This is a genomic window from Actinomadura scrupuli (genome assembly GCF_050971785.1).
Lineage (GTDB): Bacteria > Actinomycetota > Actinomycetes > Streptosporangiales > Streptosporangiaceae > Actinomadura_E > Actinomadura_E scrupuli.
This window is the reverse complement of the sequence record NZ_JBPCCU010000002.1, coordinates 186871-201701: the sequence shown is the minus strand read 5'-3', so window position 1 is coordinate 201701 and position 14831 is coordinate 186871. Positions and strand designations below refer to the sequence as shown.

Here is a 14831-nt window from a genome sequence, read left to right as displayed (position 1 = left end):
CTCAGCTGAGCGCCGCGAGCCGGTCGAAGACCGGGCCCAGCCGCTGGACGAACCGCTCCGGCCGGCAGACGGCGTCCAGCCGGGCCTCGTCGAGCTCGATGCCGGCCTCCTGGGCGTGCCTGCGCAGCGTGTCGCGGAACAAGGTGCTCTTACCCGTCTCCGGCACCGAGTCCAGAGTCCGCCAGGTCTCCATGGCCGCCCGCTGCACCAGGGGGTACGCGGCGTCGTCGCGCGACATCCCGGCCTCGACCAGCTCGAGCAGCACGGTGCTGGTGTAGATCAGCCCGCCGGTGGAGTCGAGGTTGACCCGCATCCGGTCGGTGTCCACGACCAGGCCGGTGACCAGCCGGGTCGTCAGATGCAGCAGGTAGTCCGTGGTGATCGAGGTGTCCGGCAGCGCGACCCGCTCGACCGAGGAGTGAGAGATGTCACGCTCGTGCCAGAGCGGGATGCCCTCCATCACCGGGACCATCTGGCCGCGCACGACCCGGGCCAGCCCGGAGATCCGCTCGGAGAGGATGGGGTTCTTCTTGTGCGGCATCGCGGAGGAGCCCTTCTGGCCCTTGCCGAACGCCTCGGACAGCTCCCGCACCTCGGTGCGCTGGCCGTGCCGTACCTCCAGTGCGATGGCCTCGCAGACGGTCGCGATGATGGCCTGGGCGTTCACCCACTCGCTGATGCCGTCCCGGATGACCACCTGGGTCGAGACGTCGGCCGCCTTGAGGTCCAGCTTGCGGGCGACGTGCCGTTCGACCTCGGGGTCGATGTTGGAGTACGTCCCGACCGCACCGGAGATGGCCATCACGCCCACCGCGGCGCGGGCCTGCCGGAGCCGGTCCCGGGACCGGGCCATCGCGAACGCGAAGTCGGCCACCCGATGCCCCCACACGTCGGGCTCCCCGTGGATGCCGTGCGTGCGGCCGACCCGCAACGTGTCGCGGTGCAGCAGCGCGTGGTCGCGGAGCGCGGCGACCAGCGCGTCGGCCTTGGCCAGCAGGATGTCGGTGGCCTCGACCAGCTGCACGGCCAGCGCCGTGTCGAGCAGGTCGGACGAGGTCATGCCGAAGTGCACGTAGGCCGCGGCCTCCCGCGGCTCGGTGTTGTCCGCCCAGGCGCTGAGGAAGGCGATCACGTCGTGCTGGGTGACCGCCTCGATCTCGTCCACCCGCTCGGGGGTCGGGGGCGGCGCCTTGCGGATGGGCTCCACCACCTCGGCGGGGATGGTCCCGGCCGCCGCGTGCGCCTCGACCACAAGGGTCTCGACCTCGCACCACAGCTCGTATTTGTGCGCGTCGCTCCAGACGCGGCCCATCTCGGGAAGTGTGTAGCGCTCAATCACGTGGTCGATTGTCCCAGGTCGTGGAGGCCGAGGCAGCCGTGCCCCCGGCCGCGGGCCTCCGGCGGCCCTCCAGGACCAGGGCCCCGGTCAGAATCGCGACCAGGGCGATGACCTCGGTCTCGGCGATCCACTCGCCCAGTGGGGTCGTGGCGAGGGCGAGCACCGCCGCGGCCAGCCGGAGCCGAGACGGGCCGATCCCCATGATCCGGCGGAACCAGGCGTTGCCCACCAGGTAGAGGGCGACCCCGCCGGAGAGGGCCAGGGCGGCCGGGACGCTGTGCAGGGGCTCCCAGGCGTGCGAGAGCACCTTCTTCAGCCCGGCCGCCATCGCGATCACGCCGATCACGATGGGAATGTGGGCGTAGAAGTAGCCATTCAAGATCATTGCGGTGCGGGGGCCCCTCTCGGCGGCGGTCAGGGACTCCTCGACCCGTTCGTCGTCGCCGGCGAAGTAGGTCCACCACAGCGTCGCCACCAGCGCCAGGCTCAGCACGCCCGCCGCCACCAGGGCGACGGAGGGCGGTCCGTGACCGGCACTGCTCACCCCGATGCCGATCGCGATGATCGACTCGCCGAAGGTGATCAGGACCAGCAGCCCGTGCCGCTCCACGATGTGCTCGGCCCGGAGGGGGAACCAGTGTCGCGGCGGGACGACGTGGGGCATCAGGATCGGCACCAGCAGGGCCAGCGTCCACAGCACGTAGACGGCCGGGCCGTGGTCGAGCAGCCCGGCGGCGATGACCAGGCCGGCGGCCAGCACGTTGCCCGGCAGCACCCGCAGGATGCTCCGGGTGACCTGCAGGTAGAGGGCGCCGTGCACCAGCACCACGATCAGGTAGCCGACGCCCCACACCACGCCGCCGCCGGTGAAGGCGTACGGGGTGGCCAGTGCCGTCATCAGGAAGCCCGCCATGCCGGCCAGCAGCAGCAGCCGGCGCGGCGTGGTGGCGGGCGGCAGGCAGTTGGTGAGCCAGGCGTACCCGCCGTACATCCACCACAGCACCCCGAACGCCAGCACCACCTGGGCCAGGCCCGTCAGGGACAGCTCGCCCACCAGGATGCCGGTCAGCTGGGTGACGGCGAACACGAAGACCAGGTCGAAGAAGAGCTCCAGAGTGGTGACGCCGTACTGCTCGGGGGCTTCCTCCGCGGGCGCCGGGCCGGGGACGGGAACGATCTCGGGCGGGGGTACGGGCATGGGCTTCCTCGGTCGGATCCGTTACGGCTCAGTGTGCCCTGACGATGAATCACTCCCATAACGGTTTTCGCTAATGGAGATATCAGACATCACGCTGAAACACCCAGAACGCTACTGTTCTCCTCTTTCCCATGGTTCGTACAGAAAGGCTCGGTCACATGACGACCCCCTCCGACGCCGGCTCCCCGCCCCCGCCGCCCGGCGCCCCGAACCCGGCCCCCGGCCAGCAGGGCGCCCCCGGCCAGCCTCCGCAGTACGGCGCGCCCGCCCCGGCCCCCTCGAAGGCCGCCTCGGTGGGCAAGAGCATCCTCACCCGCATCGTCGTGGCCGTGGTCGGGCTCGCGGTCGTCGCCGGCGTCGGCTACGGCTGGAAGGTGTTCAAGGGCGAGGACCCCGACCTCGCCAAGGTAGGCGACTGCATGGCCGGCACCAATGCCGACAACCTCAAGGTCACCAAGTGCACGGACGCGAAAGCCACCTACAAGGTGGTCGGAAAGGTCGAGGACAAGAGCGAGTCGGCGTTCAACACCGACCGCAGCATCTGTGCGCCGTTCAAGGACGCTGACAGCGCCTTCTGGAAGGGCGAGAAGGGCAGCAACGGTTACGTGCTGTGCCTCGCCCCCACCAAGTAGGACCCGCCGTCCCCCCCGTGATCACGACCTCGGTCGCCGACCGATCCCGTGATCACGGGGGAGCCGTGATCACGGGGGAGTCAGAGCCAGCCGTTGCGGCGGAAGCCCCGGTAGAGCATGCAACAGGCCAGCATGGTGAGCCCCAGGACCATGGGGTAGCCGTACCGCCAGTGGGTTTCGGGCATGAACGTGAAGTTCATGCCGTAGACCCCGGCCACCGCGGTCGGCACCGAGATGATCGCCGCCCAGGCCGAGATCTTGCGCATGTCGTGGTTGTCGTAGACCGTCACCTGGGTCATGTGCGCCTGGAGGATCGGCGTGAGCAGCTCGTCGCACGACTCGACCTGCTCGCGTACCCGCGCCAGGTGGTCCTCGACGTCGCGGAAGTACTCCTTGATCTCGCTGGGCACGAACCGGCGGTTGGCCAGGGTGCGCAGCGGCGCGGTGAGCGGGCCCACCGCCCGCTTGAGCTGGATGACCTCGCGCTTGAGCCGGTAGATCCGGCCGGCCTCGTTGGAGCGCTCCGGCGAGAACACCGCCTCTTCGAGCTCGTCCACGTCCTCCTGCACGGCGTCCGCGACGCAGATGTAGCCGTCGACCACCCGGTCGGCGATCGCGTGCAGCACCGCGGCGGGCCCCAGCTCCAGCCGCGCCGGGTTGCCCTCGAGGTCCTCGCGTACGGGCCCGAGCGCGCTGTGCGCCCCGTGCCGTACGGTCACCACGAAGTCCGGCCCCGAGAAGATCATTATCTGGCCGGTCTCCACGGACTCGTTGCCGTCCGGTGCCCGTTCGACGTAGCCGACCGTCTTGAGCACGAAGCACTGCACGTTGTGGTCATAGCGCTCCAGCTTGGGCCGCTGCCGGGCCTGCAGCGCGTCCTCCACCGCCAGCGGGTGCAGGCCGAAGACCTCGGCCAGCTCCTCCAGCTCGGCGGCCTCCGGCTCGTGCATGCCGACCCAGACGAAGCCGCCGCTGATGCCGTCGTCGGACGGCGCCAGCCCGCCGTCGCGGACCAGCCGCACGGCGTCGGCGATGGTCGGTGTGACGACGCGCTTGCCGTCGATGTAGGCGGCCCAGTCGATCACCGCCGAACCGCGCGGCGCCGGGATGTCGTCCATCGAACGCTGCGGCCGGCCGAGCGGCTTGAAGAGGACCTTGGTCGCGAGACCGGGACGTACTTTGGTCATGGCCATGAGGGATGCTCCGTTCCCCGCCGGCCAAGAGCGCGCGAGCGCGCCCGGCTCCGGTCTTAACCGATCACGGAGCGGAGGCGGCGCAGGGGCGGATTGGCCGGACGCCGAGTAGAGGCGGGCGGACGAGTCCAGCTGCACGTAGAGCTCGGACTATGAGGAATCTCGGCGGTACTACACGGGTCACCGGTGTCCATTTCCGACCACCTCCTTTCGCCCTCGGGGACAGTGCGCAAGCAAGCCGTACGTTACCACCGCCCGTCGCGACCCCCGGTTACTTCCCGACACTTCGGGCGCTTCAGGCCACCCGGGAGGCGCGGCGGGGGCGTGCGCCGCGCCGTCGGCCGCGCGGCCCGGCCTCGGAGCGTGACCGCGGTTGGGCATCGGACCGGTGCCGTGGCCCGTACACTCCTCGGGTGCGAGTTCTCGTCCTTGGCTCCGGCGGCCGTGAGCATGCCCTGGTCCGCGCCCTGAGCAGCGATCCCATCGTCGCCTCGTTGCATTGCGCTCCCGGCAACGCCGGCACCGCGGAGCTGGCCGACAACCACGTGCTGGACCCGACCGATCCCGTCGCGGTGGTGGAGCTGGCCGGGCGCCTGCGGTCCACCCTGGTGGTGATCGGCCCCGAGGCGCCGCTGATCGCCGGGGTCGCCGACGCGCTGCGGCGGGCCGGGATCCCGTGCTTCGGACCCGACTCCGAGGCCGCCCGGATCGAGGGGTCCAAGGCCTTCGCCAAGGAGATCATGGCGGCCGCCGGAGTGCCGACCGCGGCGTCCCGGGTCTGCGAGAGCACCGGCGAGGTCGAGGAGGCGCTGGAGGAGTTCGGCGCGCCGTACGTGGTCAAGGACGACGGGCTGGCCGCCGGGAAGGGCGTGGTGGTCACCTCGGACCGCGCCGAGGCGCTCAGCCACGCACAGGACTGCGGCCGGGTGGTCGTCGAGGAGTACCTCGACGGTCCCGAGGTCTCGCTGTTCGCGCTGAGCGACGGGTTGCACGCGGTGCCGCTGCTGCCCGCCCAGGACTTCAAGCGCGCCTACGACCACGACGAGGGCCCCAACACCGGCGGCATGGGCGCCTACACCCCGCTGCCGTGGCTGCCCGCAGGGTTCGTGGACGAGGTCATGGAGACCGTGGTGCGGCCCGCCATCGACGAGCTGCGCCGCCGCGGCACGCCCTACGTCGGCGTGCTCTACGCCGGGCTCGCCCTCACCGCCGCGGGCATCAAGGTGGTCGAGTTCAACGCCCGGTTCGGCGACCCCGAGACCCAGGTCGTCCTGGACCGGCTGGCGACGCCGCTGGCCACGCTGCTGCAGTCCTGCGCGATCGGCGGGCTCGATCCCGCGCTGGTGCCGCAGTGGCGTTCCGGCGCGGCGGTCGGCGTGGTGATCGCGGCGGAGAACTACCCGGCCGATCCGGTCAAGGGCGACGCCATCGAGGGCCTCGACGAGGCCGGCGCGGTGCCGGGAGCGTACGTCCTGCACGCCGGGACCAGACGCGACCACGAGGGCCGGGTGCTCTCCGCCGGGGGGCGGGTGCTCACCGTGGTCGGCACCGGGGACGACCTCGCCGCCGCCCGGGCCGCCGCCTACGAGGCCGCCGGGAAGATCCGGATGCGCGGCATGCAGCTGCGCACCGACATCGCCGCCCAGGCCGCCGCCGCCCGACCATAACCGTGATCATGCAATCGATCGTCGATTGATTGCATGATCACGGTGTTCGGGGAGGGCCGCCCGCGGCCTGGCGGGTGACCGCGGGCGTCACACGGTGGGGGCGGGCTTGCGCTGGCGGGCGGGACGCGGCAGGGACAGGCCCTGGGACTCCATGACGATCCGGAGCCGGTCCGGGTAGTCGGTGACGATCGCGTCGACTCCGTACTCGATGAGGCGGGCCATGTCGGCGGGCTCGTTCACCGTCCAGGCCGTCACCGGCAGGCTCAGCGAGTGCGCGTCGCCGACCAGCTCCGGGGTGATCAGCGTGTGCTCCGGGGACAGCACGTGAGCCCCGATCGCCACCGCGGCGGCCACCCAGTCGGCCGGGTCGAGACCGGCCAGCCACGGGGCCCCCGCCCCCGGTGAGGGGACCAGCGTCTTGGTCTCGACCAGGGCGACCCGCCGCAGCCGCGGCGCCACCCGCGCGGCGGCGGACAGGACGCGCCAGTCGAAGGCGAGCAGCCGCGCCCGGCGGCTCATCGCCCAGGACTCCAGCACGTCCGCGACCGCGGTCACGAAGTGCTCCACCTCGCCCTGGGTCCAGGACGGATCGGTCTTGAGCTCGACGGCCAGCCTGATGCGGCGCGAGTCGTACCGGTCGAGCAGCCCGCAGACCTCGGCCAGCGTGGGCAGCACAGTGCCCGGCATCGGCAGCTGGGTGAGGACCAGCGGGTCCGTGTCGGTGGGCCACCCGTCGGCGGAGGCCTTGCGGACCCCGGCGTCGACGGTCTTGATCTGGTCCAGCGTGAGCTCGCGGAGCCTGCGGCCGACGTAGGGGAACTGCGGGTCACCCGGCCAGACCGGCTCGGTGTCGCAGCAGGTCAGCGAGGACAGCACCTGATCGTGGTTGAGGATCACCACGCCGTCGGCGGTGAGGCCGACATCGAGCTCGACCGCGTCGACGCCGAGCTCGAAGGCGTGCGCGAAGCCCGGCAGCGTGTTCTCGGGTCGCAGCCCGCGAGCACCACGATGGCCGTGTGCCTCTACTCGTTTGGTCACGCCAGGGAAATTACCGAGAGTAACCAAACGTCCCCCGATCAGGCGGTTACCGGCTTCACAACAGCTGCGGTCACAACGGTAGACAGCTCACCGGGGGGTGAAGGGCGAGGTTGGCTCGGTTGGTCGCCCAGAGTGACCCATCTCTCAGATCAGCGGGCGCACCGTGAGGGTCTGGTCACGGCCGGGCCCGACGCCGATCGCGGAGATCCGCGCACCGGACAGGCCCTCGAGCGCGTGGACGTACGCCTGGGCGTTGGGCGGCAGGTCCTCGAATGTCCCGGCGCCGCTGATGTCCTCTTTCCAGCCGTCGAAGTACTCCAGGATCGGCTTGGCGTGGTGGAACTCGGTCTGCGACGCCGGCATCTCGTCGTGCCGCACGCCGTCGATGTCGTAGGCCACGCAGACCGGCACCTTCTCCAGCCCGGAGAGCACGTCCAGCTTGGTGAGGAAGTAGTCGGTGATGCCGTTCACCCGGGAGGCGTACCGGGCGATGACCGCGTCGAACCAGCCGCAGCGGCGGTTGCGGCCGGTGGTGACGCCGTACTCGCCGCCGGTGGTGCGGAGGTACTCGCCCATCTCGTCCAGCAGCTCGGTCGGGAACGGTCCAGATCCCACCCGGGTGGTGTAGGCCTTCAGAATGCCGATCACCTTGGTGACCTTGGTCGGGCCCACCCCCGAGCCGACGCAGGCCCCGCCCGCGGTCGGGCTGGAGGAGGTCACGAACGGGTAGGTGCCGTGGTCGATGTCGAGCAGCGTGCCCTGCGCCCCTTCGAGCAGCACGACCTTGCCGTCGTCGAGGGCCCGGTTGAGCACCAGCCCGGTGTCGGCGACGTACGGCCTGAGCCGCTCGCCGTAGGCGACGTACTCCTCCACGATCGGGCCGACCACGATCGGGCGCCGGTTGTAGACCTTGGTGAGGACCTGGTTCTTCTCCCGCAGCGACAGCTCGATCTTCTGGGTGAGGATGCTCGGGTCGAAGAGGTCCTGGACGCGCACGCCCATCCGCGCGATCTTGTCGCCGTAGGCCGGGCCGATGCCCCGCCCGGTCGTGCCGATCCGGGCCCGGCCGAGGTAGCGTTCGGTGACCTTATCCAGGGCGCGGTGATGCGGCATGATCAGGTGCGCGTTGGCCGAGATCAGCAGCCGGTCGCAGGAGACGCCGCGGCTCTGGAGGCCGTCGATCTCCTGCAGGAGCACGCCCGGGTCGATGACCACGCCGTTGCCGATGACCGGGACCACGTCCGGGGACAGCACCCCGGACGGCAGCAGGTGCAGGGCGTAGCTCTTGTCGCCGATGACGACCGTGTGCCCGGCGTTGTTGCCGCCCTGGTAGCGCACGACGTAGTCGACGTTCCCGCCGAGCAGATCGGTGGCCTTCCCCTTGCCCTCGTCTCCCCACTGCGCTCCGACAAGAACGATGGCCGGCATCAGGCGTTCTCCTTCTCACGGCGAAAGCCCCTGATCGCAAGCGCGACAAGGGGCCTCTTGCGATCAGATCCTACCCGGACAATCCGAGCAGAGAAACCGTCGCTTCCGCGCGGCCCGTCGCGATCTTGCACTTCGGGCCGGCGGAGACGCCGGATCGCGACGCCACATCGCGACGCCGGATCGCGACGCCGGATCGCGACGCCGCCGCGGATCAGCTGTGGATCAGCCGTGGATCAGCCGTGGGTCGCGAGCGCTTCGGCGGCCTCAGCGCTGCTGTCGCGCAGGAAGGTCTTGCAGCGCTCGGCCTCGTCCTCCTCGCCGATGGCGGCGGCGGCCCGGCCGAGGGCGTTGAGGGAGCGCAGGAAGCCGCGGTTGGCCTCGTGCTCCCAGGGGATGGGGCCATGGCCCTTCCAGCCCGCCCGCCGCAGCGAGTCGAGCCCGCGGTGGTAGCCGGTGCGCGCGTAGGCGTACGCCCGGATCACGTGCCCGGCGTCGAACTCCTTCTCCGCGAGCAGTGCCCACGCCAGGGAGTAGGTGGGGAACTTCGCGGCGACCTCTTTGGGCTCGATCCCCTCGTCGAGGAGCTTCTTGGCCTCCTCGTTCTCGGGCAACAGCGTGGGAGGCGGTCCGCCGAACAGGTTCTGGCTCATGCGGGTCATCGTAAGTGTCGGAGTGCGACCGGTATCAACCCGAGTCCCGAACTAGCGCCTTCGGGACAGGTGGCGGCAGCGGCAGCGGGAGCCGGAAGTGCGCCGAGCCCCCGGTGCGGACGGCCCGGACGGCCGGCCAGCCGCTGCGCACCGCGCAGAGGCCGCCCTGGTTCGCCAGCATGACGTCGGCGTCGAACTCGGTGATGCCGCGCCGGGCGGCGAGCTGGGCCAGGTAAGTGATCAGCGGCCGGGCGAGCCCCCGCCGCTGCCAGTCGTCGGTGACCAGGACGGCGACATCGGCGCGGGCGGGGTCGTGGCGATCGCGCACGTACTCCGCGATGCCGATGAGGTCCTCGTCGAGGATCGCGACCAACGCGTCGTGGTCCCAGTGGTCCATCCGGTGCAGAGCGCGCACATACGTCTCGGGGATCCGCGGCGTGCCGGAGAAGAACCGCAGGTAGAGGCTGACCGGGGAGACCCGCATGTGCCGCAGCCGGTCGTCGTCGGTGAGGTTGTACGGCCTGATGCGCACGTCGTCGAGCCCGGCCATGACCCGGCGGCCATCAAGTTGCTTCATGCAACCCATTGGACCGCAGTGGGTTTCGTGAAGCAACCCAGTTGGAGTTGTCTGACGCAACCTTCTAGAATGGTGGAGTGCTGCCGCGCACCTACGAGACGCAGAACTGCTCGATCGCCCGGTCCCTGGAGATCGTGGGCGATCGCTGGACCATGCTCGTCATCCGCTCCGCCTTCGAGGGCGTACGGCGGTTCGACGACTACCAGGAGGTGCTCGGGGTCGCCCGCAACGTCCTGACGGACCGGCTCACCCGGCTGTGCGACGAGGGCATCGTGCGCAAGGTGCGCTACCAGGAGCGCCCGGATCGGTACGAATACCGGCTCACCCGCAAGGGCGTCGAGCTGTGGCCGGCCATGATGTCGCTGCTGCTGTGGGGGGACCGGCACTACGCCGACGACGGGCCTCCGGTGATCATCACCCACCGTGGCTGCGGGGGCCGGCTGACCACCGCGCTGACCTGCGACGCGTGCGGAGCCTCGCTCGGCCCCACCGAGATCGAGCCGGTCCCCGGCCCGGGAGCCTGACCCGGGACCACGCCGGGAGCCTGGCCCGGGATTCCGCCGGGAGCCTGACCTGAACCGCGCCGGGACGGCCGCGCCACCACGCGACCGCCCCCGACGCGACCACACCAACACCACACCACGCATCCGTGATCATGCAATCAATCGACGAACGATTGCATGATCACGCTGGATACGGGGTTGTCTGCTTGCCTGCGGAGCCCTGGCTGCGGGTCCTCCGCCGGCGGATTCCGGGCTGTGGAACCGGAGGAGGGGGTCAGGTCAGCTTCTTGCCGGCGGAGAGCAGGTGCTCGCAGGCCTCGGTGACGCGTGCGCCCATCCCGGCCTCGGCGGCCTTGCCCCACGAGCGCGGGTCGTACTGCTTCTTGTTGCCGACCTCGCCGTCGACCTTGAGCACGCCCTCGTAGTTCCGGAACATGTGGTCGGCGACCGGCCGGGTGAAGGTGTACTGCGTGTCGGTGTCGATGTTCATCTTGATCACGCCGTAGGAGATCGCCTCGCGGATCTCCTCCAGGGTCGAGCCGGAGCCGCCGTGGAAGACCAGGTCGAACGGCAGTTCCTTGCCGTACTTGGCGCCGACCGCGTCCTGGATCTCCTTGAGCACCTCGGGGCGCAGTTTCACCGAGCCGGGCTTGTAGACCCCGTGCACGTTGCCGAAGGTGGCGGCCAGGATGTAGCGGCCCTTCTCGCCCAGGCCGAGGGCCTCGACGGTGGCCAGGGCGTCCTCGGGCGTGGTGTAGAGCTTCTCGTTGATCTCGTGGGAGACGCCGTCCTCCTCGCCGCCGACGACACCGATCTCCGCTTCCATGATCACGCGGGCCTTCGCGCACTCCTCGAGGAGCTCCCGGGCGATCGCGAGGTTCTCGTCCAGCGGCACGGCCGAGCCGTCCCACATGTGCGACTGGAACAGCGGCTGCTCGCCGCGCGCCACCCGCTCCTGGGAGATCTTGACCAGCGGCCGCATGAAGCCGTCGAGCTTGTCCTTGGGGCAGTGGTCGGTGTGCAGCGCGATGTTGACCGGGTACTTCTCGGCCACTATCCAGGCGTACTCGGCGAGCGCGGAGGCGCCGACCACCATGTTCTTGACCGTGGAACCGGACAGGTAATCGGCGCCGCCCGTGGAGACCTGGACGATGCCGTCGCTCTCGGCCTCGGCGAAGCCGCGCAGCGCGGCGTTCAGGGTCTGGCTCGAGGTGACGTTGATGGCCGGATAGGCGAAGCCGTTCTGCTTCGCGCGGTCCAGCATCTCCGCGTAGACCTCTGGGGTCGCGATAGGCATGTCTTAGATCCTCTCCTACGGGTCTCCGGCACTGCCTGGCGGACACGCCGCACGGGCAGAGTTATCGCCGGTTGCGGGATGCCGCCCTCAGTCAAGTATCCCGGAGTTCCACTCCGGGGGAAACGCGACCCTTGGCCGGGTACGCTCAACACGTGGATCTCGCTGTGAACTGGCTCGACCCGACCTCCCTCATCACCACCTTCGGAGTTGTGGGGATTCTGTGCATCATCTTCGCGGAGACAGGGCTGCTCGTCGGGTTCTTCCTGCCGGGTGACACGCTGCTGTTCAGCGCCGGAATCTTCGCCACGGCCAAGGGGGCGGAGGGCGCGCACATCCCCCAGCTCTCGCTGCCGCTGCTGCTGGTGCTGGCCCCGCTCTTCGCGGTGGCGGGCGCCCAGTTCGGGCATTTCCTGGGCGCCAAGTACGGCCGGAAGCTGTTCGAGCGGCCGAAGTCGAGGATCTTCAAGCAGGAGCACGTGCTCAAGGCCGAGCACTACTTCCACAAGTTCGGCCCCGCCCGGGCCGTGGTGCTGGCCAGATTCATCCCGGTCGTGCGCACCTTCCTCAACCCGCTCGCCGGGATGCTGGAGATGGGCGCGGTCCGGTTCTTCGTGTGGAACGTGGTCGGTGCCCTGCTCTGGACCGAGTCGATCGTGCTGGTCGGGTACTTCGCGGGCTCCAAGATCGGCGGAATCGACAAGATCGTTTTGCCGGTCGTACTGCTCGCGGTGACGGCCTCGCTGGTTCCGGTCATCCGCGAAATCATCAAAGGCCGGGGCGAATCTGGAAATAAGAACGACTCGGAAGAGTCACGACCGTCGCTGACAGGTGATAGTTCCCGCTAACCTCCCCATGTGGGACGTCATCGGCCGGACCCCCGGGGTCACGCGCGCATCCTGATCGCGGTTGCCGCGGTCGTGCTGGCATTAGCGCTGCTCATTGTCGGCGGGATCGCGCTCTTCGGCGCGCTCACCAACCAATCGGCGGCCCCCGGGCCGAGCCCTACGGTGGTGTCCAAGGTCCCGCAGTCCGGCGGCGCGGCCACCACCGAGCCCGCCGGAGCACACGCATTGCTCGTCCGGGTCACCGGTCAGTCGGCCTCGGTCTACGTTTCCACGCCCGGAAACACCCAGACGCTGTTCAAGGGCACCCTCAACCGCGGCGAGGTGCGCTACTTCGATCTGCCGGAGATGGTCGTCGTCGTGGACCCGGCCCAGAACGTCGAGGTCCAGCTGCACGGCAAGACGGTGTCCAAGGGCAAGACCGGCAAGCAGTCCTGGTCGGTCGGCCCCAGCTGATCGCGGCTCAGGGGCACCGCGGGAGCGGTGCCCCTGAGCGGGTCAGGACAGGCCGAGGTCGCGCAGGTCGTAGGCGGAGCGGTATTCCAGGCCCTCGCCCGTCACCCGCTCCCGTGCGCCCCGCTCGACGATCGTGGCGACCCCGACCACTTCGGCGCCCGCCTCGCGCAGGGCCTCGACGGCGGTGAGCACCGAGCCGCCCGTCGTGGAGGTGTCGTCGACGGCGAGCACCCGGCGGCCCGCCACGTCCGGCCCCTCGATCCGGCGCTGCAGGCCGTGCGCCTTGCCCGCCTTGCGCACCACGAAGGCGTCCAGCTCCCGGCCTGCGGCCGCCGCGGCGTGCAGCATCGCCAGGGCCACCGGGTCCGCCCCGAGGGTCAGCCCGCCGACGGCGTCATAGCCGAGGTCGCCGGTCACGTCGAGCATGACCCGGCCGATCAGCGGGGCGGCCCGCGCGTCCAGGGTGACCCGGCGCAGGTCGACGTAGAAGGACGCCCGCTGCCCGGAGGACAGCACGACGTCGCCGTGCACCACGGCCTTGTCCTTGATGTGTTTCAGCAGGTCTTCTCGATCGCTCACACACAGAAGCCTATGTCCGACGCCCGGAAGCGGGCCCCCGCGTGTAACTTGGCCCTTCCGAACGACAGACCCTCTGGGTGATTTGCCTGGTTTGTGGAGAATGTTGGGAGGCAAGCGCGTTCCTGTCGCGGGAACCAGGAGGTCGAGATGACGCCCGGCACGCTGGTGCTGCTGCACGACCCGGCGGACACCGCCGCCGGCTGGGGTCCGCTGCCCGAGACGCTCAGATCGTACGGTCTGGACGTCGTCGCGCCGGACGTCCGCGGCGTCGAGGGGATGCGTTACGTCGCACGGGCGGCCCTGGTCATCGCCGCCACCGCGCCGACGGCGCCGCTCGTCCTGGTCGGTCATGGTGCGGTGGGCCCGCTGCTGCCGTCGATCGCGGTCGCCCAGCGGGCCGCGCACCGGCCGGTGGGCGGTTACGTCTTCCTCGACGCCCGGCTGCCGCAGGCCCGGCGGGCCCCGCAGATCGCCGATCCCGCGCAGGGACACGGCCACGGGCACGGTGGCCGGACGGCCCCGGAGGTGCCCGTCCCGGAGGACTGGCCGGAGGCGCCCTGCGGCTATCTGCAGCTGTCCACGGCCTACGACCAGGAGGCGCGCCAGGCGGGGCTGCGCGGCTGGCCGGTGGCCACCGCCGAGCAGCCGGACGTCGCCCAGGCGATGCACAAGCTCATCGTCACCCTCTGAGCCAGGCCGCCCACCTCATCCCCTCCGTGATCATGCAATCAATCGTCAAACGATTGCATGATCACGGAGGGGATGGAGGGGTCAGGCCTTGAGGAGATCGTCCAGGAGGGCGTCGTAGTCGTCCTCCGGGCGGCCGAGGTCGATGCGGGAGCGGTAGCGCAGCCGTAGCAGGGCCTCCAGGCTGTCCTCCGCGGACTCGGCGGACTCCACCGGGTCGGCGGGGCCGGCTTCGGCCGCGGCGAAGCCGGGGGCAGTCTCCTCCACGCTCCGCTCGCGGATCGCCAGCACGACGTCCGCTCCGGCGGTCGCCCACTCGTGCGCCCCGGTCGGGTCGCCCTGGGCGTAGAGCACCTCTGCCACGGTGCGATAGACCTCGGGGTCGCGCGGCGCGTCCGCGCGGATCTCCTCGACCAGGGTCCGGGCCTCGTCGGTCCGGCCCAGCTCGAACAGGGCGTCGGCGAGATACGCGCGGGGATCGCCGTAGGGTTCGCTTCCGTCCTCGATGGCCCGCCGGTAGAACTCGGCGGCCTGCGCGAAGTCGCCCGCGTGCTGCCATTGCTCACCCGCGCGGAGCAGGATCTTGGCCCGGGACACTCCGCCGGACACGGACTCTGCCAGGTCGGAGAGCCGTCGCGCCGCCGAAATGTGATCACCCGTGCGCAGTGTGTCGAACTCCAGGTCGTCGAGATCGTCTTCCGTCACATGCGTCACGCTTTGACGCTACCCGCCGATCGCCCGATGA

General features: G+C 70.3%; 16 protein-coding genes. 6 read left to right on the top strand and 10 right to left on the bottom strand.

Features of this window, described 5'->3' with window-relative positions; all coding sequences use genetic code 11:
- Position 1: 1 nt before the first annotated feature.
- Both purB and ACRYCC_RS08610 read right to left on the bottom strand, forming a co-directional pair.
- On the bottom strand, positions 2-1339 hold the full coding sequence (gene purB, locus ACRYCC_RS08615) for an adenylosuccinate lyase (RefSeq protein WP_433810108.1): 1338 nt from the start codon (positions 1337-1339) through the stop codon (positions 2-4).
- On the bottom strand, positions 1332-2537 hold the full coding sequence (locus ACRYCC_RS08610; RefSeq protein WP_433810107.1) for a low temperature requirement protein A: 1206 nt from the start codon (positions 2535-2537) through the stop codon (positions 1332-1334). Before ACRYCC_RS08610 ends, purB begins: the two co-directional genes overlap by 8 nt.
- 158 nt (positions 2538-2695) lie before the next feature.
- Between ACRYCC_RS08610 and ACRYCC_RS08605 the strand changes: the two genes are divergently transcribed.
- The gene (locus ACRYCC_RS08605) at positions 2696-3169 is read left to right on the top strand and encodes an LppU/SCO3897 family protein (protein ID WP_433810106.1); all 474 of its coding nucleotides are present in this window, start codon (positions 2696-2698) and stop codon (positions 3167-3169) included.
- Between the two features lie 80 nt (positions 3170-3249).
- Here ACRYCC_RS08605 and ACRYCC_RS08600 read toward each other — a convergent pair whose 3' ends face one another.
- Positions 3250-4362: a magnesium and cobalt transport protein CorA gene (locus ACRYCC_RS08600; protein ID WP_433810105.1), complete on the bottom strand. Its 1113-nt coding sequence runs from the start codon at positions 4360-4362 to the stop codon at positions 3250-3252.
- 413 nt (positions 4363-4775) lie between these two features.
- Between ACRYCC_RS08600 and purD the strand changes: the two genes are divergently transcribed.
- Entirely contained in the window at positions 4776-6029 is a 1254-nt protein-coding gene (gene purD, locus ACRYCC_RS08595; protein ID WP_433810104.1) for a phosphoribosylamine--glycine ligase, read from the top strand.
- A gap of 87 nt (positions 6030-6116) precedes the next feature.
- Here purD and ACRYCC_RS08590 read toward each other — a convergent pair whose 3' ends face one another.
- The 4 genes from ACRYCC_RS08590 to ACRYCC_RS08575 form a co-directional block, all read right to left on the bottom strand.
- Positions 6117-7067: a glycerophosphodiester phosphodiesterase gene (locus tag ACRYCC_RS08590; RefSeq protein ID WP_433810103.1), complete on the bottom strand. Its 951-nt coding sequence runs from the start codon at positions 7065-7067 to the stop codon at positions 6117-6119.
- A 144-nt stretch (positions 7068-7211) separates the two neighbouring features.
- Positions 7212-8495, bottom strand: coding sequence for an adenylosuccinate synthase (locus tag ACRYCC_RS08585; protein WP_433810102.1), 1284 nt, complete (start codon positions 8493-8495; stop codon positions 7212-7214).
- Positions 8496-8728: 233 nt separating this feature from the next.
- On the bottom strand, positions 8729-9154 hold the full coding sequence (locus ACRYCC_RS08580; protein ID WP_433810101.1) for a DUF3151 domain-containing protein: 426 nt from the start codon (positions 9152-9154) through the stop codon (positions 8729-8731).
- 25 nt (positions 9155-9179) lie between these two features.
- Positions 9180-9722, bottom strand: a complete 543-nt coding sequence (locus ACRYCC_RS08575; protein WP_433810100.1) for a GNAT family N-acetyltransferase — start codon at positions 9720-9722, stop codon at positions 9180-9182.
- 77 nt (positions 9723-9799) lie between these two features.
- Here ACRYCC_RS08575 and ACRYCC_RS08570 point away from each other — a divergent pair, with 77 nt between their 5' ends.
- A complete protein-coding gene (locus ACRYCC_RS08570) occupies positions 9800-10246 on the top strand; it encodes a winged helix-turn-helix transcriptional regulator (RefSeq protein ID WP_433810099.1) in 447 nt (148 codons plus the stop codon).
- 253 nt (positions 10247-10499) lie between these two features.
- Here ACRYCC_RS08570 and fbaA read toward each other — a convergent pair whose 3' ends face one another.
- Positions 10500-11522: a class II fructose-bisphosphate aldolase gene (fbaA, locus tag ACRYCC_RS08565; RefSeq protein WP_433810098.1), complete on the bottom strand. Its 1023-nt coding sequence runs from the start codon at positions 11520-11522 to the stop codon at positions 10500-10502.
- Between the two features lie 152 nt (positions 11523-11674).
- On the opposite strand from fbaA, the gene ACRYCC_RS08560 reads away from it, so the two are divergent.
- Positions 11675-12367 (top strand): DedA family protein, encoded by a 693-nt coding sequence (locus tag ACRYCC_RS08560; protein WP_433810097.1) that lies wholly within the window; start codon positions 11675-11677, stop codon positions 12365-12367.
- 9 nt (positions 12368-12376) lie between these two features.
- Entirely contained in the window at positions 12377-12820 is a 444-nt protein-coding gene (locus ACRYCC_RS08555) for a hypothetical protein (protein ID WP_433810096.1), read from the top strand.
- Positions 12821-12862: 42 nt separating this feature from the next.
- On the opposite strand, the gene pyrE is transcribed toward ACRYCC_RS08555, so the two are convergent.
- Entirely contained in the window at positions 12863-13399 is a 537-nt protein-coding gene (pyrE, locus tag ACRYCC_RS08550) for an orotate phosphoribosyltransferase (protein ID WP_433810095.1), read from the bottom strand.
- 147 nt (positions 13400-13546) lie between these two features.
- Between pyrE and ACRYCC_RS08545 the strand changes: the two genes are divergently transcribed.
- Positions 13547-14089 (top strand): alpha/beta fold hydrolase, encoded by a 543-nt coding sequence (locus ACRYCC_RS08545; protein WP_433810094.1) that lies wholly within the window; start codon positions 13547-13549, stop codon positions 14087-14089.
- Between the two features lie 81 nt (positions 14090-14170).
- Here the strand turns inward: ACRYCC_RS08545 and ACRYCC_RS08540 are convergent, their stop codons facing one another.
- Positions 14171-14800 carry a tetratricopeptide repeat protein gene (locus tag ACRYCC_RS08540; protein ID WP_433810093.1) on the bottom strand — a complete coding sequence of 210 codons (630 nt, stop codon included), beginning with the start codon at positions 14798-14800 and terminating at the stop codon, positions 14171-14173.
- Positions 14801-14831 lie beyond the last annotated feature (31 nt).